Genomic DNA, 22,685 nt, shown 5'->3' with positions numbered 1-22,685 from the left:
ATCGACCGCATCAAAAGGGGCGCCAGCATGAGCCGCCAGTTTATCCCAAAAGTCGTCACCGCCAATGATCTGCGCGAAGGCGACGTGGTCTACCTTACTGCCGATGACAGCTGGACCCGTTTGCATCACGAGGCCGAACTGATCGAGGACGAAGCCCACGCGCAAATCCGGCTGCTGTTTGGTGCCGCACAGCGCAACGTCATTGTCGGCGCTTACCTCGCAGATGCCAAAGCTGGCCCGAACGGCCCCGAGCCTGTGCATTTCCGCGAGGCCTTCCGCACCCGTGGCCCCTCCAATTACGCGCATGGCAAGCAAGTAGACTTGGGCAAGCAAGTGGATCTGGGCAAGCAAGTGGATTTGCACAATGTATGACTATTCCGACTTCGACGAATCCTTCGTCCGCGCCCGCGTCGCGCAATTCTCCGATCAGGTGACCCGCCGTCTGGATGGCAGCCTGACCGAGGATGAATTCCGCCCGCTGCGCCTGATGAACGGGCTTTATCTGCAACTGCACGCCTATATGCTGCGGATCGCCATCCCGTACGGCACCCTGAACCCGACCCAAATGCGGCAACTCGCACTGATCGCCGACACCTGGGACAAAGGCTACGGCCATTTCACCACCCGGCAGAACATCCAGTTCAACTGGCCGAAACTGCCCGACGTGCCCGCGATCCTCACCGCTTTGGCGGATGTGCAGATGCACGCGATCCAGACCAGCGGCAACTGCGTGCGCAACGTCACCGCCGATCATTTCGCCGGTGCCGCCGCGGATGAGATCGAAGACCCCCGCCCCTATGCGGAACTTCTGCGCCAATGGTCCACCGACCACCCGGAGTTCCAGTTCCTGCCGCGCAAATTCAAGATTGCCATCACCGGCTCCCCCAACGACCGCGCGGTCACCAAGGCGCATGACATCGGCCTGCGCATGGTCCGCAATGCCGCAGGCGAACCCGGCTTTGAAGTCATGGTCGGCGGTGGCCTTGGCCGCACCCCGATGATCGCCTTCACCGTCCGCGAGTTCCTGCCCATCGCCGACCTGCTGCCCTATGTCGAGGCTGTACTGTCGGTCTACAACGTGCTCGGCCGTCGCGATAACAAATACAAAGCCCGCATCAAGATCACCGTGCATGAGACTGGCCGGGAAGAGATTTCTCGGATGATCGAAGAACGCTTCCTGGAAACCCGCCTGCAATTCGGCGGTGCCGATCAAGTCCTGCTTGATGACATCCGCGCCGCCTTCGCCCCGCCGGCGTTCCGCAATGCGCCGACCGATGGCTACGACGCCTTCTACAAGGCCGACCCGATCTTCCGCGCTTGGGTCGATACCAACCTCGCGCAACACCGCAACGACCAATACGCCATCGTCACCATTTCAGTGAAAGCCCACGGCGAAACCCCCGGCGATGCCACCTCTGCGCAGATGCGCGTGATGGCCGATCTTGCGGAAAAATACGGTCACAACGATCTGCGCATCAGCCACGAGCAGAACGTCATCCTGCCGCATGTGCATAAATCCGACCTGCCTGCTGTCCACGCGGCCCTCGCCCAAGCGGGCCTCGGCACCGCCAATGTCGGCTTGCTTTCCGATATCATCGCCTGCCCCGGCATGGATTATTGCGCGCTGGCCACCGCCCGCTCGATCCCGGTCGCGCAAGAACTGTCGCTGCGCTTTGAGGAACTCAAGCTGGAGCATGACGTCGGCCCGCTGAAGATCAAGATCTCGGGCTGCATCAACGCCTGCGGTCACCACCATGTCGGCCATATCGGCATCTTGGGATTGGACCGCGCAGGGGTTGAGAACTACCAGATCACGCTGGGCGGTGACGGCACCGAAACCGCCGCCATTGGCGAGAAAACCGGCCCCGGTTTCGCCTATGACGAAATCGTCCCCGCCATCGAGCGGATCATCCGCGCCTACCTTGCCACCCGCGAAGCGCCCTCCGAGACCTTCCTGCAAACCTACCGCCGCGTCGGCTTTGCCCCGTTCAAATCAGCACTGTATGAGGCTGAGGGCGGGCGTGATGCCGCGTGATTTCCCCGCAGGCTCGGTCGCAGACCGGGTGGCCGCACTGAATGCGCGCTACAAACACCACGCCGCCACCTCGGTGCTGGAACATGCGCTGAAGGATGATGATCTGGGCCAAGTCGCGTTGGTCTCGTCGTTCGGCGCGGAATCCGTGGTGCTGCTGCATCTGGTTTCGGTGATCGCCCCGGAAACCCCGGTGCTGTTCATCGACACCCGCATGTTGTTTCAGGAAACCCTTGATTACCAACGCGAATTGGCGGAAAAACTCCACCTCTGCGACGTGCGCACCATCCGCGCCGCCCAGCCGCGCGTGGCGTTTGAAGACCCCGACAACACGCTGCACCAGTTCAACACTGATGCTTGCTGCGCCGTGCGCAAGGTGGAACCACTGGAACGCGCCCTCGCCCCGTTTGACGGCTGGATCACCGGGCGCAAACGCTTCCAAGGCTCCACCCGGCAAGCGGTAGAGTTCTTCGAGGCCGAAGGCGACACCCGCATCAAGGTCAATCCGCTCGCCCACTGGGGTCGCGACGATCTGGAAGAATACATCGTCAACAACCGCCTGCCGCGGCATCCTTTGGTCGCCCAAGGCTACCCCAGCATCGGTTGCGCGCCTTGCACCAGCAAAGTCGCCCCCGGCGAAGACCCCCGCTCGGGCCGCTGGCGCGGTCAGGAAAAAACCGAATGCGGCATCCATTTCATCAATGGCAAAGCCGTGCCGATCAGAAAGGATACCGCCGCATGAGCGTCCTCGTCACCGATCAGGGCTTCTCGCCCGCGCCGCAGGTTAACGCCGTCGCCTTGGCCGACATTGCCAGTCACCAAGGCACGGTGGATCTGTTGCACACCGACGTGCCCGAGGCTCTGCTGCCCTATCTGGCAGACCTTACCCTGATCCGCATCGCCTTCCCGGCGTTTTCGGATGGCCGCGCCTTCACCATCGGCCACCGTCTGCGTGCGCTTGGCTACAAAGGCCATCTGCGCGCGATGGGTCCGGTGATTGCCGATCAATACCCGATGGCGCGGCGCACCGGCTTTGACGATGTGGAAATCCCAGACGAGATGGCCGCCCGCCAACCCGAAGCGCAATGGAAATTCCGCGCTGACTGGAAGGCGCATGACTACCAATCCCGCCTGCGCGCTTAAGTCCAATTCCCCCCGCCCCGGTATCGGTTCTACTATCGCGCCGACCTATGCAGGTTTTTGTTTACGCAAGCCTGAAAAATTTGTATGTATACGAACGAAATAATCGAGAGAACCCGCATGTCCTCCTCCGCCGAAGCAACCGTCGCAGTCGCCAAACCCCACCTGCCCGATGCGCAAACCGTCACTTCGGTGAAACATTGGACCGACCGTCTGTTCTCGTTCCGCGTCAGTCGCCCGAAAACCCTGCGCTTCCGCTCGGGCGAATTCGTGATGATCGGCCTGATGGGCGACACCGGCAAACCCCTGCTGCGCGCCTATTCCATCGCCTCGCCGGCTTGGGATGACGAACTCGAATTCTACTCGATCAAGGTGCCAGACGGCCCGCTGACCTCAAAACTCCAGCACATCCAAGTCGGAGATGAGATCATCCTGCGCCCGAAACCCGTCGGCACTCTGGTGCATGACGCCCTGCTGCCCGGCAAACGCCTGTGGCTGCTGTCCACCGGCACCGGTTTCGCCCCTTTCGCCAGCCTGCTGCGCGAGCCTGAAACCTACGAGAAATACGACCAAGTCATCATGATGCACACCTGCCGCGAGGTCGCTGAACTTGCTTACGGTCAATCCGTCGTCGAAAGCCTTGCCGAAGACCCGCTGATCGGTGAGTTGGTGGGCGAAAAACTGCTCTACTACCCCACCACCACCCGCGAATCCTTCCATCACATGGGCCGCGTCACCGATAACCTTGCGTCCGGCAAGGTCTTCGCCGACCTCGGCCTGCCGAAAATGAACCCGGAAGAAGACCGCGCCATGGTGTGCGGCAGCCTTGCGTTCAATGTCGATGTCAAAGCCATCCTCGAAGGTTTCGGGCTGCACGAAGGTGCCAATTCTGACCCGAAGCAGTTCGTGGTCGAAAAAGCCTTCGTCGGCGACGGGATCTGACGCAAAGCTATTTCATCTTGGCGGGAGTATTTAAGCCAGTCTGAAAGCCCAAGAGCCCACGCCCTTTGACTTTCCACACAGATTGACCTATATTCCAGTCAGTCCGTATGGAGGTCGCTATGAACATCCTCGCCTTTTCCGACAAAGCCCTGTTCCAGCCCCGGCTGTTGGCCGAGGAATGGCTGACCACGCAAGATGAAATCGCCCGCACCGCTGGCCTTGGCCGCGACGCGATTGCACGCAAGGATCGCTTGGCTTCGGCAAAAACCCAAACCCGGCTGCGCGAGATGGTGGAAATCATCAACCGCCTGACCCCGCGCTTTGGCTCGGGCCTTATTGCCTATGCGTGGTTCCGATCCGAACCGCTGCCCGGCTTTGGTGGCCTGACCCCGGCGCGGTTGCTGCAAGATGGCAAGGCAGCGGCGGTGATGGATTATATCGACGCGGTGGATGCGGGCGGCTTTGCCTGATCCCGCCACCAGCTACCAAGGCCCGCTCTACCGCGCCCTCAACCCGATCTGGGCGCGCGATCCGCTCTCAGGCGAAGGTGCCAAACGCCACGGCGGCCGCTTCAACGCCAAAGGTCGCGCAGCGCTTTACACCGCGATGACAGTGATGGGCGCTGTGGCCGAGGCCAACCAGATCGGCCGCCCGTTCGAGCCGGTCACGCTGGTCAGCTACGACGCCGATCTAGCCAATCTCTTTGACGCCACCAACCCCGCGCATCTGACGGCCCACGGCATCAAAGCCGCTGATCTTGCCGCCGATGACTGGCGCTTGCAAATGCTGGCACACGGCAGCTCTACCGCGCAAGACATCAGCGAAACCCTGATCGCTGCGGGCTACACCGGCCTCATCGCGCCGTCTTACGCCAAAGGTGGCCCGCCAAACGCGCGCAATCTGGTGCTATGGCACTGGCCCAATCTGAAGCTGATCGACACCGAGCACCGCCTGCAATGAAAAAGGCCGCGCTCGGGTTTCCCCGGCGCGGCCCGTTTTGCCCGAAAGCAGATTACAGACCCAGAGCGGTCTTCACAGCAGCCAGAGCTTCCGGCACTTTTGCTGCATCAGCCGCCGCCGCATCAACACCGGCTTTCAGCGTGGTTTTCAGCGCAGCATCCAGCGCCGAAGCGTCGATCAAAGCGTTGACCTTCACTGCGTCAAAGTTTGCCGGGTCCAGAACCGCTGCCGCATCGGTGACAGCCGTAGCAGCCGCCGCAGCCGCTTCGGTGGTGGCCGCCGCTGCATCATTTGCCGCATCGGTTGCTGCTGCCGCCGCATCGCCCGCAGCTTCGGTGGTCGCTGCCGCCGCTTCAGTTGCCGCCGCAGCCGCCGCAGCCGCCGCATCATCCGCGGCCTTTTTGGTCGCCGCAGCAGCTTCTTCCGCTGCCTTGGCAGCCGCTTCTTCCGCAGCTTTGGCTTCAGCCGCAGCCATTTCAGCCGCTTCCTGAGCAGGCTTCATGCTGAACTGATAATAGCCAGCGCCAGCCAGAGCGATCAGGACGATGCCGATAAGGACGTTCTTGTTCATGTTCATTCTCCCAATACCGATTAGCCTTCGGTTGACCCCAGCTTTGACAGAATCTGCCGCAAATGAAAAGACCTAGGCTGCACCCGCGATATCACACGCCGGAACCAAACGCCGCTTTTCAGGTTGAAGCTTGGGCCTCACAAGACTATCTTGCGCCAGCTAATAACCATTCAAAGGACCAACACCATAGCCCGCAGACCTCACAATGCCCCGCCGCAACGCGAAACCGGCCCGCGCATCAACGATCGCATCCGGTCGCCCGAGATTCGCCTGATCGGCGCTGATGGGGAAAATGTCGGCGTCGTCACCCCCGCACGCGCGATGCAGATGGCCGAGGAAGCCGGGCTCGATCTGGTGGAAATCTCGCCGAATGCCGAGCCGCCGGTGTGTAAAATCATGGATTTCGGCAAGTTCAAGTATGAACAGCAGAAGCGTGAGGCCGAAGCCCGCAAGAAACAGCACATTATCGAGATCAAAGAGATCAAGTTCCGCCCCGGCACCGACACGCATGACTATGACGTGAAGATGCGCTCGGTGCTGAAATTCCTCGAAGAAGGCGACAAGGTGAAAGTCACCCTGCGCTTCCGGGGTCGTGAGATGGCGCACCAGGAACTTGGTCTGGAACTGCTGAACCGCGTCGCTGCCGATGTCGGTGAAGCCGGTAAAATCGAATCAATGCCGCGCCTTGAAGGCCGTCAGATGGTGATGATGGTGACGCCGAAGTAAGGCGTCGCAACAAACATACGGAATTTGGGGGCCACTGGCCCCCTTTTTCATGTCCAGATCTCATCATTCCACTTTTTGGTTGACTGATGCACCGCAACGGTATAATTCACCCATATGGTTGAACAACAAGCCCCCGCTCAAGATCCTCTCACCGAAATCCTCAAAGCCGCCAGCGATCCGACCCGCCGCGGCATCCTCACCCTGCTGGCGCAAGCTGGCCCCACCCGTGTCACCGAGATTGCCGCGCATTTTGACATCAGCCTCAACGCGGTCTCCAAACACATCAAAGTGCTGGAGCAAGCCGGACTTGTGAGCCGCCGCACCCTGTGGCGCGAGCACCTGATCGAGGTGCAGATGGCCCCGCTGGCGCTGATTGACCAGTGGTTCGCCGGATTGCGCTCGATCTGGGCGCTGCGACTGGAAAAACTCGATGACCTTCTCACCAAGGAGCCGAATGATGACCGATGAACTTTCCCTCACCGTATCCCGCCTGATCGCAGCCCCGCCCGAACGCGTCTTCGCGGCATGGCTCGACCCGAAAATGCTGCTGAAGTTCATGACCTCGGGGGAAGGCGTCAGCGTCGCCCATGCCGAAACCGATCCCCGCGTCGGTGGCCGCTATGCCATCACCATGAAGGTGGAAGACCGCGAAATCCCGCATGGCGGCACCTATCTGGAAATCACCCCACACAGCCGCCTTGGCTTCACTTGGGAATCGCCGCATTCCGCCGAGGGCAGCACCATCAGCATCGACTTCACCCCGCAAGACGGCGGCACCTTCGTCACCCTGACGCAACTGCGCTTCAAGTCCGAAGACAGCCGCGACGGACACAAACGCGGTTGGACCAGCATCCTGAACGCGCTGGAAGCCACGCTGGGGTGATGCCGCCACCCGCGCACCGGCCCAATAGACAGACCCCATCGCCTGCGCTACCCCTAGTTGCACCCGAAACCAAGGCGCAGGCGATGAGCAATCCAGACCCGAAAGTCGAAGCCTTCTTCAACAAACCGCAAGCATGGCAGGCGGAAATGGCCGCCCTGCGCCCGATCCTGCTGGGCTGCGGTCTGACCGAAACCTTCAAATGGCGCGGCCCCTGCTACTGCGCCGAAGGCGGCAACATCGTCATTCTGGGCGGCATGAAGGCCGCCTGCGTTCTGGGCTTCTTCAAAGGCGTCTTGTTGCCCGATCCGACCGGATTGCTGGTGCTGCCCGGCGAAAACTCGCGCTCGGCCAAGATGGCGAAATTCACCAGTCTGGCCGAAATCACCGCCGCGACCGAACCGGTCAAGGCGCTGATCGCCGCCGCCATCGCGCTGGAAAAATCCGGCGCGAAAGTGACCTTCGCCAAAGACGATCTGTCCTACCCCGAAGAACTGATTGCGGCGCTGGAAGAAAATCCCGAACTGGCGCAGGCCTTCGACGCCCTGACACCGGGGCGCAAGCGCGGCTACCTTTTGCACTTCAACCAGCCCAAAGCCTCCGCCACCAAAACCGCGCGCATCCAAAAGCACAGCGCCCGGATTCTGGATGGCAAGGGCATGCATGATCGGTAGGCTGCGCAAACCTTAACAGATCCTTACCATCGACCCACAAGTCATTGATACAAATATAATAAAAAATGGTCCCGAGTTGGGACCACTCTAAACCTGCCGCAAAACCGCCGTCACCTGCGCCAGAATAGACACCGCAATCTCCCCCGGCCCCTGCGCCCCGATCGCCAACCCGACAGGCGCATGTATCCGCGAGATTTCAGCCGCCGAGAACCCCGCCGCCGCCAGCCTCTCCACCCGCGCCGCATGGGTCTTCTTCGAGCCCAGACAGCCCAGATAAAAACACCCCGACCGCAACGCCACCATGATCGCCGGATCGTCCAGCTTTACATCATGGGTCAGCGTCACCACCGCCGTCCTGCCGTCCAAGCCCAATCCTTGCAACGCTTCATCCGGCCAAGCGTCCAGGATCACCTCACCCGGAAACCGCGCCGCCGTCGCGAAACTCTGCCGGGGGTCCATCAGGATCGGATCATATCCCGCCAACCGCGCCATCGCGACCAAAGGCTGGGCCACATGCACCGCCCCCACCACGATCATCCGCAAGGGCGGGTTGTGCGGCACGATGAACCGCCCCTCCTCCACCCCCGCCTTATCGGCCCGCAGCCGCAGATCCACCGCAGCCTCGGCACCCGCTTCAACCAGCTCGCGTCTCCAGTCAGCCAAGTCCACCACATAGCCCACCGCCCGCCGCGCGGCCCGCGCCGCAACCAAGGCCTCCAGCAGCCCCAACATCGGTGCCACCGGCTCCACCAAAACCCGGATCGTGCCGCCACAGGCCAGACCCGCCGAAAACGCGGTGTCATCCGCCACGCCATAGCTCAGCAGCCGGGGCACCCCTGCCGCAACTGCCTCCATCGCCTCCAGCACCACAGCGCCCTCGACACAGCCGCCCGATACCGAGCCCACCATTTCTCCCAGGCCCGACACCGCCATCTGACTGCCCGCCCGGCGCGGGGCCGAGCCCCAGGTGTCCACCACCGTCGCCAAAGCAGCGCCCTTGCCAGCACGCGCCCAGTCCAGCGCCTGCTCGGGGATCAGATCATGGCTCATCACAAGGCTCCTTTGCCCGCCAACTTGCCGCAAAGCCAACCGACCCGCCACCGCGAAAACGCAAAAGGCCCCGAGGTGTCCCCCGGGGCCTTCCACACTATTGCAAAGCTTACTTGCCGACCGTCAGCAGCGGCGTGATGATCCGCACCGCCACGCGACGGTTGCGCTTTTCATCCGCTTGGGTGTCGACACGCAGTTCGGTCTCACCATAGCCCTGAATGACCATGTTTTCCGGCGGGATGTCGAAATACTCGGTCAGCGCCAAGGCCACCGATTCCGCACGACGGTCCGACAGCGCGAGGTTCATCGCGGCCTTGCCCGTGGCATCGGTGTGGCCTTCCATCAGGAAAATCTCACCGGGGTTTGCATCCAGCATTTCCTGCATCACGCTGCCCAGATCCGCCAGATCCGTGGCCTCATCTGCCGTGATCGCCGACGAGCCCGAGGCAAAGTTGACGTTATCAACGTCAATCGTCGCCGCCAGCCAACGCACCTGCGGGATCTCGCGGATCTGGCGCAGGCTGAAGGTGCGACCGATCTTCTCGATATCCTTCGCCGCCAGCGCCGCCTTCAGCGCATAGTCGTTGTCTTTGGCCGAGATCACCACCCGATTTTCGCGCGGCTTCGGCAGATCGCGCACGATCACCACCTGTTCCGGTTCAAGATCGTTGATCAGCACCAATTCACGGCCACGTTCGTCATATTGCGCACGACGCAGCACCCGGCCCGAGGCATCGCGGATCGTGACAATCTGGGTGCCATCGGCACGCTCGACGATCGAGCGGGTCGAGCCATCCTTATAGGTCTCAGTGCGCACGTTCGAGCCCGGCTGACGCAGAACGGCATCATCATCCTTGTAGACCTGATAGGTGCCATCCGGTTTCAGCACGACAACCCGGTCACCGGTATTCGAGACGACTTGCGAGCCTTCACGACCCCGGCGGTCCTTGTTGTTGTCCTTGATGATCGCGCCGACCACCAAAGCGCCCAGCGCCACCAGACCGACTTTTTCAAGATCGGACAGACCGCTCTTTTTCTTCTTGTCGCTGCCCACGGCAACAGGGGCCGCCGCGAATTCCTGCTTCGAGCTGCGCACGCTGTCATCGGTCAGCATTTCGGTCACCGTCGCAACTGCATCTGCCGGAGGTGCCTGATCGGACGGCTTTTCACCCTCTGCGGTGGCCACTGTCGTCGCCAAAGCCGCGGCAGCACCAAGGCTTGCCGGATCAATGCCCTCCGGCTGCGCCAGCAGGTTGGTCAGGGTTTCAACCTCGGCTTCAGAGGCGACCGGGACGTCAACCGGCGGCGTATCGGGGTTCATCACCGGCGGCGCGGTTTTCAAGCCAGCCGAGGGATCAACCACGCTGCCATCGGCCTCGACCGCTATTTCCTTTTGCGCTTCGGCGAGGGATTTTTCCTGTGCTGCGGCTTGAGCTGCGGCTTCCTCTTCGCTCATCGCGGCTCCGGTGGCAGGATCGACCACAAGGGTTTCTCCGGTTGCCGGATCAGTGACCGTGGCGGGCAGCACAACGGGCTCGTCTGTGCCAGCCGCATCAGCTGCATCCGGGTCAGTACCCTCCACCGGAGCGGGTTCGTTGGAGGCATCCGCAGGAGCTACTTTCTCGGTTGCTGGGTCAGCAGGCGCTGCTTCGGTCGTCGTATCCATCGGCACGGCATTCGGGTCATCGGCGGGTGCCGCTTTGATCGCTTCCTCCGCCGGGGCGGTTTCGGCAGCCGCGTCAGCGTCAGCTTTTTCTTTCGCCTTTTTGGCTATCACTTTGGCTCTGATTTTCGCTTTGAGTTCGGCCTTTGCAGCAGCATCCGCATCCGTGGCAGCCTCTGCATCCGGAGCAGCATTTGCGTCTGCATCGGTTTGTGCAGCTTCATCCGCATCGGCCGCGGCTTTCGCGTCAGCCTCGGCTTGGGCAGCCACAGCGGCGTCGGCAGCGGCTTTCGCATCGGCATCCGCCTGTGCAGCGGCTTCGGCATTCGCATCCGCTTCGGCGGCGGCAGCATCAACGGCCGCTTTCGCATCAGCCTCGGCTTGTGCAGCAGCGTCAGCAGCAGCTTTGGCATCTGCGTCAGCCTGAGCCGCAGCCTCTGCATCAGCTTGCGCTTTTGCGTCAGCATCGGCCTGAGCCGCCGCTTCCGCATCAACGGCGGCTTTCGCGTCAGCCTCCGCCTGTGCGGCAGCGGCAGCATCTGCCTCAGCTTGTGCAGCGGCGGCAGCACCTGCCTCGGCCTGTGCAGCGGCGGCGGCATCTGCTTCAGCCTGTGCAGCAGCAGCGGCATCTGCCTCAGCCTGTGCCGCGGCTTCAGCTATCCGTGCCGCAATCGCATTGGCCTGATCGACGAAAGCAGCCGGATCGCAGGCGGCATCTGCGGTCGGCTCGCACAGCACTGTGCCATCAACGGCCACGACGGCACCCGTCTTCGTCAGTGTCTGCGCATGCAAAGGCCAAGGCTGCACATTGAACATCGCCATCGACAGCGCCGTGGTGGTTCCAAGCATTCTTCTCATCGGTCGTCCTTTCAAAACGCGTGGCAGCCAAGGTTCGAACCTGATTCCAAACCGGGTTGCCGATGTGGCATCAAAGCACAGGATGGGCAGTGATATGCGATAACAGCGGCTAAACCACAGGCCAAATTGGCAGGGTTTCAACATGTTATCGGCTAGCAGTCCTCCCAAACCGTCTGTGTATTCGCCAACGCGCCTGCCTCCTCCAGCCCAGCGGCGTCAGCCCAACATTGGACAACGCAGGGTGCAAGCGCTGGTTCCCAAGCTTGCGCAGAATCAGCCCTGCCGCAGTGCCTGCACCCGCGCGCGATTCTGGCTGTGCACCGCCTCATAGGGTTCAAAGTAGCGCAAGGTGCGGTCTTTCAGCCAAGGCGCTATGATGTCTGCCAGCGGGCGAGGATCATCAGCTTGCAGATGCCGGATGTAATCCGCCGTTGCAGCCAAAAGCCCCGGCCCATAGCCCCCCGCTGCGATCACCTCGGCAGCGCCATGATTGGGCAAAACCCATTCTGCATCGAGGGCCTGCAACCGGGCCAGATCGGCAAGATGGATGTCGAAATCTTCCGGCGCGCCGACATAGGTCACGCAATCCTCTACCGTATCGCCCGCCAGCAGAATGCGCCGCTCGGGCAGCCAGAGCACGGTGGCATCATCTGAATGAATATTGGCCTCGATCAATTCGACGCGTTCGCCGCCCAGATCAAGCGTCATCCGCCCCTCAAACACCAGATCCGGCAAGATCAGCGGCTTGATCGCGGGCAGGCCATGATCGGTGCCCGCCTCAATCGCCGCCTGCCGCGCAGTCAGATGCGCCAGCGTGCGGGCATTGGCGATCACCGGGCAATCCGCGAAGGCCTCGGTCCCTGCGACATGATCCAGATGCCAATGCGACAGCACCACCCGGATCTCCGTCACCCCGCGATCTGCCAAGGCTTGCCGGATGAACCGGCCGTGCGGGACTGAGACATGGCTGTCATAAACAATCGCCTGCGCCCCCGCGATCAGTGCATAAGACGCGATGCCCAACGACAGCGCCCCATCATCCACCCAGTTCGGCGTATCGGCAAAGCGGTGCCCCGCCACCCGGCCATCGTAAAACGCCAGTAGCCCCGGATGAGGCTCTGATATCCGCAGGTGCGACAGCATCGAAATCCCCCCAAAAACTTGCGCCATGCTTGCCCCCATCCCCACAATCGGTCAAGTTCGAGAGATCTAAAGGGCATCCTCTGCGCTCAAATATCCCCGCCGAAGGCTGCCAGCTTTCGCCCCATGCCCCAAAGGACCAGAATGCGCGCCACCGCCCTGCTTGGAGTGAAAAACGAAGGCGCGTTCCTCATTGAATGGCTGGCCCATCACCGTGCCTGCGGCTTCAGTGACTTTCTCGTCTATTCCAACGATTGCAGCGATGGCACCGATGCTATGCTGGATCGTCTGGCCGTGATGGGCTGGCTGACGCATATCCGCAATGACGGCCCGCACGAAGAAGGCCCGCAATGGGCGATGTTGAAGGTGGCAGACAAACACCCTCTGGTTGCAAAGGCCGATTGGCTGCTGTTTTGCGACATCGACGAGTTTGTGAACATCCATGTCGGCGACCGCAGCCTGTCGGCGCTGCTGAACGCCCTGCCAGAGGCCAACGCGATCCCGCTGACATGGCGGATGTTCGGCAATGCAGGCGTGATCGAGATCACCGATCAGCCCATCACCGAAACCTTCACCCATGCGGCCCCGGCCAGCTTTGCATGGCCATGGCGGGCGCAGCTGTTCAAGACGCTGTTTCGCAATGACGGCACCTACCGCAAACTTGGCGTGCACCGTCCCCGCAGCCCCGACCCTGCGCGCGCAGGTCAAGCCCGTTGGTTTGACGGCTCGGGCCGCCCACTGGCCGCAGACTTTCCACAAGCGCGGATCTTCTCGGACTACAGCCGTGACAATTACCAACTGGTGCAGTTGAACCATTACGCGCTGGGGTCGATGCAGAACTATCTGGTCAAGGCCGACCGGGGCCGCGCCAACCGCGACGCCTCTGGCTTTGACATGAGCTATTGGGTCGAACGTAACTTCAGCGAGGTGGAAGACCGCACGATCCTGCAGCTGAGCTCCGCGCCACTGCGGGCCGAGCTGATGGCCGACCGCATTCTCGGCCCCTTGCACCGCCAAGCCTTGCTGTGGCGGCAAGCGCGCTTTGAGACTCTGATGCAGAAAGAACCGTGGCGGGCGCTGTTTGGCCGCTTGCTGATGACGCCGCCTTCACAGGTTTTACAATCAGAGCGGGCGCAACATGTGCTGCAACACGCGCAGGTGGCCATGAAGCCCGGCAGGTTGAAACAGTCTTAACTCAGTGTTCACCCGGCCCATGCTAGTCAGGCCCGATCTGCGCTTGCCCGAGTGTCGGACAAGGCAGATTATGGCGGCAGGTATGAGTGCCACCTGTAACACGTCCAAACGGATAGAAAATGACCGAAACTGCCGAAAAAACCGACCTTGTGCCGTCTACAGATCCGCTGCCTGCACGCGACGTCTGGGAACAAAAGATGGATCGGGCGACCGAGGAATCCGGCTATTTCCACAGCCTCGGTGATGCACATTGGGCCTATTTCGCCGATGAAGGCACCACCCTGCTGGTCAGCTTTGAAACCATCGACGAGGTGCTGGCGCGCCCCGATCAGATGCCGCTGGCCGACAGTTTGGCGCGTGGGCATGGCTGGTCGGTGCTGACCATCATCGCCGATGGCGCAACATGGTTTCGGGATTCCGCAGTCTACGCGTTCTTTGACCGCCAGGTCGATGACGCGTTCTTTGAGGATTTCGATCAGGTGCTGTTCTACGGCGCGGGGATGTCCGGCTATGCAGCCTGCGCTTATGCCGTGACGGCTCCGGGCGCGCAGGTTCTGGCGCTGAACCCACGCGCGACGCTCGAACCCGCACAATCGCGTTGGGACAAACGCGATCTGGCCGCGCGCAAATTCGATTTCACTTCGCGCTATGGCTATGCGCCAGACATGCTGGAAGGTGCGGGTCAGGCCGTGGTGATCCATGATCCCACCATCCCGGTAGAGGCGATGCATGCCAGCCTGTTCCGCGCGCCCTACATCACCCGGCTGTCTGCCCGCCACATGGGCGATACGCTGGAACCCGCCCTGATCGGCAGTGGTATTCTACCCGCTCTGGTTGATCAAGCGATGGCAGGCAGCCTGACCGAACACAGCTTTGCAGCACTTTGGCGCGCACGGCGGAACTACTCGCCCTACCTGCGCGCCATCCTCGCGAAAGCCGAAGGTGCGGGTCGCACCCGGCAAGCGATGATGATCTGCCGCTCGGTCACCGAGCGGCTGCACGCCCCAAGCTTTGCGCGGCGTCTGGCGAAATTGACAGATCGGATGACAAGCGCCGAAGCGTAAGAAGCACCGCCGCAAGCATCGCTTGCGGACCTGTTGCGATACGTTGGTCTCAGTATTCCTCTGCCATCGCTTCAAGATCGGCGGTGCGCTGCTCGGTAAGGCGCGCCCGGCAGCCGTAAATCACCATCGGCTCGGCCGATCCGCCATGCATTGCATAGCCTTCCGCCGCACAAGTCGCATCGCGGAACGTGACCCACGCCCGCTGACCCTCACGCAGAAAATCCGCAGCGCCGCGCTGCGATGCCTCAAGCTCTGCGTCGATGCCCTGCATCAGTTTGCGCGCCACACCGTAAGCCGCGTTCAGATCGGCGTCAGCCGCCAGCCAGTCTTGCTCGGCGCAATAGGTCAGCTCCATCTGCATCTCCGCATTGGCGCAATCAACCTCCTGCGCCAGTGCAGGCAAAGCCAGTGCAGGCAAAGCCGTCAGCGCCCAGAAACACCCAAGCAAAACCAACCGCATAGAAATCCCCCAAAGCCGCTCTGACTAACTTCCCGTCACAGTGCGCTGTAACCGCTTGGCATTGGCGCGGGTGGTCGCCCGCACCGGCTTCATCGCGGCCATTGCCATATCGGAAAGGTTACCGCCCGCCATGCCGGTGCGCAACGCGGCATGTGCTGAATCCATCCCCGCCGACAGCTTTTCCGCCAGCATCTGGTTGGTTTCCGTTTTCGCCATCGGCCACAGCCCCGCCATACCTGCCAGTCGCATCCCGATCACCATCTGCGATTCCGCCATGATGTGGCTCGCCTCCAGCGCCGGGGCCATGAAATCCATCGGGGTCATCAGTTTCATCGTGTTCTCCTGAACAGGTTGCCTGAAGCATGTAGTCTTATGCTGCACCGCAGCAAGGGCTTTTGCGCAGCACCTCCCTGCGCAGGCGACATAGCCCCGAAAATAGCACAGCCAGATGTCGCAACCTTGCGCCACTCTCCCCAGCAGCGCACCCCCTAGAGAATCACTGGGGCCTAGGCTATCTGGGGTGCCATGACACAAAGCCTCACGCTTCGCCGCCCCGATGACTGGCACCTGCACCTGCGCGATGGCGCGATGCTGAAAGGGGTGCTGCCCGAAACCGCACGGCATTTTGCCCGCGCCATCATCATGCCCAATCTGGTGCCGCCGGTGGTGACGGGCGCTCAGGCAGAGGCCTATCGCGCGCGGATCATGGCAGCCCTTCCGGCTGGGTCGGCCTTCCAGCCGCTGATGACGCTGTATCTGACCGAAACCACCGATGCTGCCGATGTAGCTGCCGCTGCTGCTTCAGGTCTCGTGAAAGCGGTGAAACTTTACCCTGCTGGGGCCACCACCAACTCGCATTCCGGCGTCACTGATTTCAGCAAAGTGCAAGGCGTCTTGGAGAAAATGGCCGAGATCGGCCTGCCGCTCTGCCTGCACGGCGAAGTCACCGACCCGTCGGTTGATATTTTCGACCGCGAAGCCGTGTTCATCGACACCATTCTCGATCCCCTGCGCCGCCGCATCCCCGGCCTGCGGGTGGTGATGGAGCATATCACCACCGAAGAAGGTGTCGCCTACGCCCGTGCAGGCGGCCCCGATCTGGCTGCGACCATCACCACGCACCATCTGATCATCAACCGCAACAATATCCTCGCAGGTGGCATCAAGCCGCATTACTATTGCCTGCCGGTGGCCAAACGCGAAAAGCACCGCCTCGCCTTGCGCAAGGCTGCAACTTCGGGCGAGGCCCGCTTCCTTCTGGGCACCGACTCTGCCCCGCATGTCGACGCGCTGAAAGAACACGCCTGCGGCTGTGCCGGTTGCTTCACCGCCACCAACACCATGCCACTCTTGGCACATGTGTTCGAGGAAGAATCCGCCCTGCACCACCTAGAAGCCTTCGCCAGCCACAACGGCCCCGCCTTCTACCGCCTGCCGGTGAATGAAACCACCATCACCCTCGTCAAACACGAACAACCGCAAAGCTTCCCCGAGAAAATCCTCACCGAAGCAGGCCCCGTCACCGTCTTCAACCCCGGCTTCCCCGTGCACTGGCACGTCGAGGCCTGAAACCTGCCGTCCATTTTCAACGATTTCATCTGTCCTTCAAATATCCCCCGCGGAGCGTCCCGCGCTTGCCGCTAGAGCCTCCGGCGGGGATATTTATCAGACAGATGAAAACCAACAGGAGCCGCCATGATCCCGACCAGCTTCCCCCCTGCGTCCGAAATCGCCCGCCTCACTGCCCGCGCGCTGCTAGAAATCAAGGCGGTGCATTTCAACGCTGAAACCCCGTTCACGCTGGCCTCTGGCCTCCCCAGCCCGACCTATATCGACTGCCGCAAGCTGATCTCCTATCCCCGCATCCGCGCCACGCTGATGGATTTTCTGACCGTCACCGTGATGCGCGACGCTGGCTTTGAGGCCTTTGACAACATCGCAGGCGGCGAGACCGCAGGCATCCCCTTCGGTGCATGGGTGGCCGAACGATTGGCGCTGCCGATGACCTATGTGCGCAAAAAACCAAAAGGCTACGGCCGCAACGCCCGCATCGAAGGTGTGATGACCGAAGGCCAGCGCGTGCTCTTGGTCGAGGATCTGACCACCGACGGCGGCAGCAAACTGTCTTTCGTCGATGCCATCCGCGAGACCGGCGCGACCTGCGCTCATACGGCGGTGATTTTCTATTACGGCATCTTCCCGGAAACCACGAAACGCCTCGCGGATCACGGTGTCGCCCTGCACCACCTCTGCACCTGGTGGGACGTGCTGGCCGAGGCCCGCGCGCAAGGCAGCTTCGATGCCAAAACGCTGGCGGAAGTCGAGACCTTCCTGCACGATCCCCGTGCTTGGCAGGCCGCCCGCGCACAAAAATAGCGCAAAGATTTTCCGGGGGCGACTCTGTGGACGATTTGTGAACAACTCCGCCCAAACTGGCGGTTCTTGGTGGATTGCGACCCCAGCCCCCGCAAGATGTGGTAGTATCGCGCTCATGAACACGACTCAACGCTGACTTATCTACAGAGATATGCCTGCCTATCGCGGTGGGCCAATTTGGGGCAATAACGCCCCCTTGCCCGGTATGTCTGGGTCAGATCACGAGGCAGACTATGAACGAACTCGCCACCCTTCGCCCGATGCCGCCCGCGCTGTCCGCCGCCCCGGAAACCGAGGCGCTGCCGCATAACATCGAGGCCGAACAGCAACTGCTGGGCGCGATCCTGACCAACAATGATGTCTATGACCGCATCGCATCGCTGGTGAAGCCCGAGCATTTCTTTGATCCTGTGCACCAGCGCATCTTTGAACGCGCCGCCGCCCGTATCCAGAAAAACGCGCTTGTCTCTCCCGTCACCCTGAAGATCTATTTCGAGGACGACGAAGGCCTGAAAGAACTCGGCGGGCCGTCCTACCTTGTCCGCCTCGCCGGGGCCGCGATTTCCTCCTATGCCGCGCGCGACTACGCGCAGATGATCTACGATCTCGCCGTGCGGCGCGAGTTGATGTCCTTGGGCCGCGATCTGACCGCCAAAGCCGCCAAGGTCGAGATCGATTCCGAGCCCAAGGACCAGATCATCGAAGCCGAACAGCGGCTTTATAAACTTGGCGAACAGGGCGTCGCCGAGCGCGGCTTTCAATCCTTCCTGAAGGCCGTGACCGAAGCCGTCAACGTCGCCAATGCCGCCTATCAGCGCGGCGGCGGTCTGGCAGGCATCTCCACCGGCCTCGTCGATCTCGACAAAAAACTCGGCGGCTTGCATGCCTCTGACCTTCTGATCCTCGCTGGCCGCCCGTCGATGGGTAAAACCTCGCTCGCCACCAACATCGCCTTCAACATCGCCAAAGCCTACAAACGCGGCCGCACCCATGACGGCCATGAGGGTGCGGTCGAAGGCGGCGTGGTCGGCTTCTTCAGCCTTGAGATGAGTTCCGAACAGCTTGCCGCCCGGATTCTGTCCGAGGCCTCCGAAGTGCCGTCCGAGCAAATCCGCCGCGGCGACATGCAGGAATTTGAGTTCCGCAAATTCGTCGAGGCCGCAAAATCGCTGGAATCCTGCCCGCTCTATATCGACGATACCCCTGCCCTGCCGATCAGCCAAGTCGCCGCCCGCGCGCGTCGTTTGAAACGCACGCATGGCTTGGATGTGCTGATCATCGACTATTTGCAGCTGCTGAAGGGCACCGGCAAAGGCGACAACCGGGTGCAGGAAGTCTCGGAGATCACCCAAGGCCTGAAGGCCATCGCCAAAGAATTGAACATCCCGGTGATCGCCCTGTCGCAGCTGTCGCGCCAAGTCGAGAGCCGTGAAGACAAACGTCCGCAACTCTCCGATCTGCGCGAATCCGGCTCGATCGAGCAAGACGCCGATGTGGTGATGTTCGTCTACCGTGATGAATACTATAAGGAACGCGAAAAACCGGGTGATCACGAGCTGGAAAAGATCGCTCAGTGGCAGGTCGTCATGGAACAAGTGCGTGGCAAAGCCGAAGTCATCATCGGCAAACAGCGCCACGGGCCCATCGGCTCGGTGGAACTGTCCTTCGAGGGACGCTTCACCCGCTTCGGCAACCTCGCCAAACAATGGCAAGGCTCAGGCCCCGGCGACGACGTGGGGTTTTAGGGCAGGCACGCCCCAGTATCGAAACCTAAAAGCTAGGTCTTCAGCCCAGTCCACGGCTCGCCAAAGTGCGAGCCTCTTGCCATTCACATTGGCCCAAATACTCCCGCCGGAGGCGCACACCAGCCCCAAGCGTCCGCTTCCCAATCCATCCGCCGGCAGCGCGGTCGAGCGCCCCCTCGATGGGGGCCGAGACCGCCCCTGTGCGAAGATCACCCCACCCGGATCGGATCGCGCAACAACCGCAGCCCGTTCAGCACCACCAACAACGTGCCGCCCTCATGCCCGATCACCGCCAACGGCAGCGGCAGGTTAAAGAACAAGCCGCCCACCACCAGCACCAGCATCGCACCAAGCGCGAAACCAAGATTCTGCTTGATCACCCGTGCGGTGCGCCGCGCCAGCCGATGCGCCAGCGCCAGCCGCGCCATATCATCCGACAACAGCGCCACGTCGGCGGCCTGCAACGCCACTTCGCTGCCCGCCGCCCCCATCGCAATCCCCACATCCGCCCGCGCCAAAGCGCCGGCATCATTCACCCCATCACCGACAAACGCCACCCGGCCCTGCTTTGCCAGATCATCGACCAGCCGCACCTTGTCGGCAGGCATCAGCCCGGCGAACACCTCCTCCGGGCGCATCCCCAACTCGGCGGCAATCCGCAAAGCCACCTCGCGGCGGTCCCCGGTCATCATCGCGATTTGCCTCACGCCCGCGTTGCGCAAAGCCGCCACACCAGCCGCCGCCGTCGCACGCGACGTATCCGCCACCGCCACCGCCCCAAGAACCAGCGGACCCCGGCCAAGATAAACGATAGTCTGCGCCCCAGCCTGCAAATCCGTCAAAGCCGGATGCGTCAGATCGGCCCCCATCCGCGCCGCCATCCGCATATTGCCCGCCCAAAGCGCACCCGCCGCATCCGTTCCAGTGATGCCCTCGCTCGGCCAAGCCTGAACCTCTTGCACGGCAACCGGCACCACCCCGCGCGCCTCTGCCGCGCGCAAGACAGCCGCTGCGATGTGATGCTCTGACGCCGCCTCAATCCCTGCCAATAGCGCAACGAACCCGGCCTCATCTCCCTCCAGCACCACCAACTCACTGACTTCGGCCCGCCCTGTCGTCAAAGTCCCCGTCTTGTCAAAGGCATAGGCGCGCACCTCGGCCAGCATTTCCAAGGCAGCCCCGCCCTTGAACAACACCCCACCCCGCGCCGCAGCCGCCAGCGCCGACAAGATCGCCGCCGGAACCGAGATCACCACCGCACAGGGGCTTGCCGCCACCAGTACCGTCGCCGCCCGGTACATCGCATCCTGAAACGGCCAGCCCATCGCCAGCAACACCGCCAGCACCAGCACCGAACCCACCAGCACCGCCACAGTATAGCGCGCGCCAAACCATTCCGAGAATCGCTCCGACGGCGCTTTCATCGCCTGCGCTTCGGTGACCAAGGCGATCATCCGTGCCACCGTGCTAGACGCCAGATCCCGCGTCACCTGCATCACCAGCACGCCGTGCAGGTTCACCGTCGCCTCGTGCAGCGCATCGCCCGCAGCCTTGCTCACCGGCATCGCCTCGCCCGTAATCGTGCTTTCATCCACCGCGCCCGCGCCCTCCAACAGCTGCCCATCGACAGGCACCCGCGCGCCGGGGCGCAGCACCAGCCGATCGCCCACCAACAGCGCCGCCACCGCCACCTCCTCTTGGCGGCCATCCGTCCGCAACCGCAGCGCGGTATCAGGCCGCAGCGCCATCAAAGCCTCCACCGCCCGACGCGCCCGCCCCATCGCGCGATGCTCCAATGCCCCCGACAATGAGAACAGCGCCAGTAAGACAGCCCCTTCCAGCGCCGCCCCCACCGAAGCCGCCGCCAGTGCCGCCACCACCATCAACATATCAATATCGAGACGACCCTTGCGAAACAGCTGCTGCAACGCAACCAGCCCCGCCGGAACACCCCCGGCCAGATAGGCCAGCACCAGCGCGCCCTGTACCAACAGCCACGGCAAGGGCAACAGGAACGCATCCACCAGTGCCACGCCCAGCCCCAGCCAAGTGATCGCCGCCAACAGCAGATCACGGTCTTGCCCGTGCTGATGGCTCTGCCCAGACCTCTCGGCACTTATATCTCCCGCCCCGGCACGGCTTTCGACTCCTGCGCCGACGAGGACAGGCTCAACGTGCAGGCTGCGACCTCGGCCCTGATCATCATCGCCGCCCGCCAAGGGTTGCCGTGCCATATGCTGTCTCCCGTTGCCAAAGCCTGACCAAGTCCAAAGCCCCGCCCAAACAGCGTTGCCCCTTGGCAAGCCCGATAGCAACCGTCACCATGCCGCAGCAAACTTCCAAGCGGCAGCATTGGATCTGGGACTGAAAGACAAAGTGGTGATCGTCACCGGTGGCAGTGTCGGCATCGGGGCGGCGATCAGTCAAACTCTCGCCGAAGAGGGGCCATCCCGGTCGTCTTCGCCCGCAGCACCCCACCAGAAACCTTCTTAAACATGTTGAAAGGTCTCAGCCCAAAATCCGGCTGGGTGCAGGCCGATCTCTCGCGGGATGAAGACTGCCGCCGCGCCGTCACCCAGACCCAGGCGCATTGGGGTCAGATCTACGGCTTGGTGAACAACGCAGGCAGCAATGCAGCCTGGGCCTCGACACCCCACCCGAAACCTTCCGCGCCTCGCTCGACCGGAACCTGCTGCATTCCTATACCCTCGGCCACCTGCTGCAAGCCGACCTCAAGGCCAGCGTAGGGGCCGTCGTCAACATCGCCTCCAAGACGGCGGTGACAGGCCAAGGTGGCACCTCCGCCTATGTCGCCGCCAAAGCCGCACAACTCGGCCTGACCCGCGAATGGGCGGCAGCCCTCGCGCCTTGGAGCGTGCGCGTCAACGCCGTGATCCCCGAAGTACTGACGCCAATGTATCAGGCATGGCTGCAAGGCTTCCCCGATCCCGCCGCGCAAAAAGCCCAAATCACCGCGCATCCCGTTGGGTCAGCGCATGACCGAAGCGCGCGAGATCGCCGCCACCACCGTCTTCGCCCTCTCCCCCCGCACCGCCCACACCACCGGGCAGTGGCTGTTCGTCGACGGCGGCTACACCCACCTCGACCGCGCCATCGGCAGCTGACCCCAGAAGCCCCTCGCTTCCCTCCCAAGTTGCTCTTTTCAAAATACTCCCGCCGGAGGCTGCCTCGCCTTCCACAGCACCACGT

Annotated in this window: 25 protein-coding genes and 1 pseudogene; 19 read left to right on the top strand and 7 right to left on the bottom strand. The window is 62.3% G+C overall.

The features are described 5' to 3' along the window. Nucleotides 1–27: 27 nt before the first annotated feature. The 7 genes from U1A24_RS01325 to U1A24_RS01295 all read left to right on the top strand — a co-directional run bounded on the left by U1A24_RS01325 (nucleotide 28) and on the right by U1A24_RS01295 (nucleotide 5,074). A complete protein-coding gene (locus U1A24_RS01325) occupies nucleotides 28–372 on the top strand; it encodes a DUF2849 domain-containing protein (RefSeq protein ID WP_322320196.1) in 345 nt (114 codons plus the stop codon). Then, the gene (locus tag U1A24_RS01320; protein ID WP_322320195.1) at nucleotides 365–2,035 is read left to right on the top strand and encodes a nitrite/sulfite reductase; all 1,671 of its coding nucleotides are present in this window, start codon (nucleotides 365–367) and stop codon (nucleotides 2,033–2,035) included. The genes U1A24_RS01325 and U1A24_RS01320 overlap by 8 nt, the downstream gene beginning before the upstream one ends. Next, on the top strand, nucleotides 2,025–2,774 hold the full coding sequence (locus tag U1A24_RS01315; RefSeq protein ID WP_322320194.1) for a phosphoadenylyl-sulfate reductase: 750 nt from the start codon (nucleotides 2,025–2,027) through the stop codon (nucleotides 2,772–2,774). Before U1A24_RS01320 ends, U1A24_RS01315 begins: the two co-directional genes overlap by 11 nt. Then, nucleotides 2,771–3,175: a DUF934 domain-containing protein gene (locus U1A24_RS01310; RefSeq protein WP_322320193.1), complete on the top strand. Its 405-nt coding sequence runs from the start codon at nucleotides 2,771–2,773 to the stop codon at nucleotides 3,173–3,175. Before U1A24_RS01315 ends, U1A24_RS01310 begins: the two co-directional genes overlap by 4 nt. A gap of 117 nt (nucleotides 3,176–3,292) precedes the next feature. Further along, a complete protein-coding gene (locus U1A24_RS01305; RefSeq protein WP_322320192.1) occupies nucleotides 3,293–4,114 on the top strand; it encodes a ferredoxin--NADP reductase in 822 nt (273 codons plus the stop codon). 119 nt (nucleotides 4,115–4,233) lie between these two features. Then, a complete protein-coding gene (locus U1A24_RS01300; protein WP_322320191.1) occupies nucleotides 4,234–4,584 on the top strand; it encodes an MbcA/ParS/Xre antitoxin family protein in 351 nt (116 codons plus the stop codon). After that, nucleotides 4,565–5,074 (top strand): RES family NAD+ phosphorylase, encoded by a 510-nt coding sequence (locus U1A24_RS01295; protein ID WP_322320190.1) that lies wholly within the window; start codon nucleotides 4,565–4,567, stop codon nucleotides 5,072–5,074. Before U1A24_RS01300 ends, U1A24_RS01295 begins: the two co-directional genes overlap by 20 nt. 52 nt (nucleotides 5,075–5,126) lie before the next feature. Here the strand turns inward: U1A24_RS01295 and U1A24_RS01290 are convergent, their stop codons facing one another. Next, nucleotides 5,127–5,645, bottom strand: coding sequence for a hypothetical protein (locus U1A24_RS01290; RefSeq protein ID WP_322320189.1), 519 nt, complete (start codon nucleotides 5,643–5,645; stop codon nucleotides 5,127–5,129). A gap of 186 nt (nucleotides 5,646–5,831) precedes the next feature. Between U1A24_RS01290 and infC the strand changes: the two genes are divergently transcribed. The 4 genes from infC to U1A24_RS01270 all read left to right on the top strand — a co-directional run bounded on the left by infC (nucleotide 5,832) and on the right by U1A24_RS01270 (nucleotide 7,925). Then, nucleotides 5,832–6,371 (top strand): translation initiation factor IF-3, encoded by a 540-nt coding sequence (infC, locus tag U1A24_RS01285; protein WP_416136380.1) that lies wholly within the window; start codon nucleotides 5,832–5,834, stop codon nucleotides 6,369–6,371. 114 nt (nucleotides 6,372–6,485) lie between these two features. Continuing rightward, a complete protein-coding gene (locus tag U1A24_RS01280; RefSeq protein WP_322320187.1) occupies nucleotides 6,486–6,839 on the top strand; it encodes a metalloregulator ArsR/SmtB family transcription factor in 354 nt (117 codons plus the stop codon). Further along, complete coding sequence (locus U1A24_RS01275; RefSeq protein WP_322320186.1) at nucleotides 6,829–7,254, top strand: SRPBCC family protein; 426 nt, start codon at nucleotides 6,829–6,831, stop codon at nucleotides 7,252–7,254. The genes U1A24_RS01280 and U1A24_RS01275 overlap by 11 nt, the downstream gene beginning before the upstream one ends. Before the next feature lie 83 nt (nucleotides 7,255–7,337). Further along, nucleotides 7,338–7,925, top strand: coding sequence for a YdeI/OmpD-associated family protein (locus U1A24_RS01270; RefSeq protein ID WP_322320185.1), 588 nt, complete (start codon nucleotides 7,338–7,340; stop codon nucleotides 7,923–7,925). Between the two features lie 87 nt (nucleotides 7,926–8,012). On the opposite strand, the gene U1A24_RS01265 is transcribed toward U1A24_RS01270, so the two are convergent. From U1A24_RS01265 to U1A24_RS01255, 3 genes are all read right to left on the bottom strand, one after another. Then, nucleotides 8,013–8,975, bottom strand: coding sequence for an XdhC family protein (locus U1A24_RS01265; RefSeq protein WP_416173443.1), 963 nt, complete (start codon nucleotides 8,973–8,975; stop codon nucleotides 8,013–8,015). A gap of 109 nt (nucleotides 8,976–9,084) precedes the next feature. After that, nucleotides 9,085–11,496, bottom strand: a complete 2,412-nt coding sequence (locus tag U1A24_RS01260; RefSeq protein WP_322320183.1) for an OmpA family protein — start codon at nucleotides 11,494–11,496, stop codon at nucleotides 9,085–9,087. Nucleotides 11,497–11,769: 273 nt separating this feature from the next. Continuing rightward, a complete protein-coding gene (locus U1A24_RS01255; protein WP_322320182.1) occupies nucleotides 11,770–12,666 on the bottom strand; it encodes an MBL fold metallo-hydrolase in 897 nt (298 codons plus the stop codon). Nucleotides 12,667–12,780: 114 nt separating this feature from the next. Here U1A24_RS01255 and U1A24_RS01250 point away from each other — a divergent pair, with 114 nt between their 5' ends. Both U1A24_RS01250 and U1A24_RS01245 read left to right on the top strand, forming a co-directional pair. After that, the gene (locus tag U1A24_RS01250) at nucleotides 12,781–13,830 is read left to right on the top strand and encodes a glycosyltransferase family 2 protein (protein ID WP_322320181.1); all 1,050 of its coding nucleotides are present in this window, start codon (nucleotides 12,781–12,783) and stop codon (nucleotides 13,828–13,830) included. A 119-nt stretch (nucleotides 13,831–13,949) separates the two neighbouring features. Then, on the top strand, nucleotides 13,950–14,894 hold the full coding sequence (locus tag U1A24_RS01245; RefSeq protein WP_322320180.1) for a phosphoadenosine phosphosulfate reductase: 945 nt from the start codon (nucleotides 13,950–13,952) through the stop codon (nucleotides 14,892–14,894). A gap of 49 nt (nucleotides 14,895–14,943) precedes the next feature. On the opposite strand, the gene U1A24_RS01240 is transcribed toward U1A24_RS01245, so the two are convergent. Further along, on the bottom strand, nucleotides 14,944–15,354 hold the full coding sequence (locus U1A24_RS01240; protein ID WP_322320179.1) for a lysozyme inhibitor LprI family protein: 411 nt from the start codon (nucleotides 15,352–15,354) through the stop codon (nucleotides 14,944–14,946). Between the two features lie 24 nt (nucleotides 15,355–15,378). Continuing rightward, complete coding sequence (locus U1A24_RS01235; protein ID WP_322320178.1) at nucleotides 15,379–15,687, bottom strand: antibiotic ABC transporter; 309 nt, start codon at nucleotides 15,685–15,687, stop codon at nucleotides 15,379–15,381. A 192-nt stretch (nucleotides 15,688–15,879) separates the two neighbouring features. On the opposite strand from U1A24_RS01235, the gene pyrC reads away from it, so the two are divergent. The 3 genes from pyrC (at nucleotide 15,880) to U1A24_RS01220 (ending at nucleotide 19,475) form a co-directional block, all read left to right on the top strand. Then, a complete protein-coding gene (pyrC, locus tag U1A24_RS01230; protein ID WP_322320177.1) occupies nucleotides 15,880–16,923 on the top strand; it encodes a dihydroorotase in 1,044 nt (347 codons plus the stop codon). A gap of 126 nt (nucleotides 16,924–17,049) precedes the next feature. Then, nucleotides 17,050–17,730, top strand: a complete 681-nt coding sequence (locus U1A24_RS01225) for an orotate phosphoribosyltransferase (RefSeq protein ID WP_322320176.1) — start codon at nucleotides 17,050–17,052, stop codon at nucleotides 17,728–17,730. A gap of 233 nt (nucleotides 17,731–17,963) precedes the next feature. Beyond that, nucleotides 17,964–19,475 carry a replicative DNA helicase gene (locus U1A24_RS01220; protein WP_322320175.1) on the top strand — a complete coding sequence of 504 codons (1,512 nt, stop codon included), beginning with the start codon at nucleotides 17,964–17,966 and terminating at the stop codon, nucleotides 19,473–19,475. Between the two features lie 209 nt (nucleotides 19,476–19,684). Here the strand turns inward: U1A24_RS01220 and U1A24_RS01215 are convergent, their stop codons facing one another. Then, complete coding sequence (locus U1A24_RS01215; protein ID WP_322320174.1) at nucleotides 19,685–21,709, bottom strand: cation-translocating P-type ATPase; 2,025 nt, start codon at nucleotides 21,707–21,709, stop codon at nucleotides 19,685–19,687. 261 nt (nucleotides 21,710–21,970) lie between these two features. On the opposite strand from U1A24_RS01215, the gene U1A24_RS21640 reads away from it, so the two are divergent. The 3 genes and pseudogenes from U1A24_RS21640 (at nucleotide 21,971) to U1A24_RS01205 (ending at nucleotide 22,600) form a co-directional block, all read left to right on the top strand. Beyond that, nucleotides 21,971–22,222: a hypothetical protein gene (locus tag U1A24_RS21640; RefSeq protein ID WP_416173442.1), complete on the top strand. Its 252-nt coding sequence runs from the start codon at nucleotides 21,971–21,973 to the stop codon at nucleotides 22,220–22,222. After that, a pseudogene (locus U1A24_RS21635) lies at nucleotides 22,114–22,401 on the top strand (SDR family NAD(P)-dependent oxidoreductase); the annotation flags it as partial. The gene U1A24_RS21640 and the pseudogene U1A24_RS21635, both read left to right, overlap by 109 nt. Before the next feature lie 70 nt (nucleotides 22,402–22,471). Beyond that, nucleotides 22,472–22,600: a hypothetical protein gene (locus U1A24_RS01205; RefSeq protein WP_322320172.1), complete on the top strand. Its 129-nt coding sequence runs from the start codon at nucleotides 22,472–22,474 to the stop codon at nucleotides 22,598–22,600. The last annotated feature ends 85 nt before the right edge of the window (nucleotides 22,601–22,685 follow it).

This window comes from Cypionkella sp. (assembly GCF_034376685.1).
Taxonomy (GTDB): Bacteria; Pseudomonadota; Alphaproteobacteria; order Rhodobacterales; family Rhodobacteraceae; genus Cypionkella.
This window is presented reverse-complemented; position numbering and strand designations above follow the sequence as displayed.

Coding starts and splice junctions, on each gene's coding strand:
- U1A24_RS21640 (WP_416173442.1), top strand. CDS start 21,971: ATGTTGAAAGGTCTCAGCCCAAAATCCGGCTGGGTGCAGGCCGATCTC.
- U1A24_RS01235 (WP_322320178.1), bottom strand. CDS start 15,687: ATGAAACTGATGACCCCGATGGATTTCATGGCCCCGGCGCTGGAGGCG.
- U1A24_RS01310 (WP_322320193.1), top strand. CDS start 2,771: ATGAGCGTCCTCGTCACCGATCAGGGCTTCTCGCCCGCGCCGCAGGTT.
- U1A24_RS01265 (WP_416173443.1), bottom strand. CDS start 8,975: ATGAGCCATGATCTGATCCCCGAGCAGGCGCTGGACTGGGCGCGTGCT.
- U1A24_RS01275 (WP_322320186.1), top strand. CDS start 6,829: ATGACCGATGAACTTTCCCTCACCGTATCCCGCCTGATCGCAGCCCCG.
- U1A24_RS01320 (WP_322320195.1), top strand. CDS start 365: ATGTATGACTATTCCGACTTCGACGAATCCTTCGTCCGCGCCCGCGTC.
- U1A24_RS01325 (WP_322320196.1), top strand. CDS start 28: ATGAGCCGCCAGTTTATCCCAAAAGTCGTCACCGCCAATGATCTGCGC.
- pyrC (WP_322320177.1), top strand. CDS start 15,880: ATGACACAAAGCCTCACGCTTCGCCGCCCCGATGACTGGCACCTGCAC.
- U1A24_RS01255 (WP_322320182.1), bottom strand. CDS start 12,666: ATGGCGCAAGTTTTTGGGGGGATTTCGATGCTGTCGCACCTGCGGATA.
- U1A24_RS01315 (WP_322320194.1), top strand. CDS start 2,025: ATGCCGCGTGATTTCCCCGCAGGCTCGGTCGCAGACCGGGTGGCCGCA.
- U1A24_RS01240 (WP_322320179.1), bottom strand. CDS start 15,354: ATGCGGTTGGTTTTGCTTGGGTGTTTCTGGGCGCTGACGGCTTTGCCT.
- U1A24_RS01270 (WP_322320185.1), top strand. CDS start 7,338: ATGAGCAATCCAGACCCGAAAGTCGAAGCCTTCTTCAACAAACCGCAA.
- U1A24_RS01305 (WP_322320192.1), top strand. CDS start 3,293: ATGTCCTCCTCCGCCGAAGCAACCGTCGCAGTCGCCAAACCCCACCTG.
- U1A24_RS01220 (WP_322320175.1), top strand. CDS start 17,964: ATGAACGAACTCGCCACCCTTCGCCCGATGCCGCCCGCGCTGTCCGCC.
- U1A24_RS01225 (WP_322320176.1), top strand. CDS start 17,050: ATGATCCCGACCAGCTTCCCCCCTGCGTCCGAAATCGCCCGCCTCACT.
- U1A24_RS01250 (WP_322320181.1), top strand. CDS start 12,781: ATGCGCGCCACCGCCCTGCTTGGAGTGAAAAACGAAGGCGCGTTCCTC.
- U1A24_RS01290 (WP_322320189.1), bottom strand. CDS start 5,645: ATGAACAAGAACGTCCTTATCGGCATCGTCCTGATCGCTCTGGCTGGC.
- U1A24_RS01245 (WP_322320180.1), top strand. CDS start 13,950: ATGACCGAAACTGCCGAAAAAACCGACCTTGTGCCGTCTACAGATCCG.
- U1A24_RS01205 (WP_322320172.1), top strand. CDS start 22,472: ATGACCGAAGCGCGCGAGATCGCCGCCACCACCGTCTTCGCCCTCTCC.
- U1A24_RS01280 (WP_322320187.1), top strand. CDS start 6,486: ATGGTTGAACAACAAGCCCCCGCTCAAGATCCTCTCACCGAAATCCTC.
- U1A24_RS01215 (WP_322320174.1), bottom strand. CDS start 21,709: ATGGCACGGCAACCCTTGGCGGGCGGCGATGATGATCAGGGCCGAGGT.
- U1A24_RS01260 (WP_322320183.1), bottom strand. CDS start 11,496: ATGAGAAGAATGCTTGGAACCACCACGGCGCTGTCGATGGCGATGTTC.
- U1A24_RS01295 (WP_322320190.1), top strand. CDS start 4,565: ATGCGGGCGGCTTTGCCTGATCCCGCCACCAGCTACCAAGGCCCGCTC.
- U1A24_RS01300 (WP_322320191.1), top strand. CDS start 4,234: ATGAACATCCTCGCCTTTTCCGACAAAGCCCTGTTCCAGCCCCGGCTG.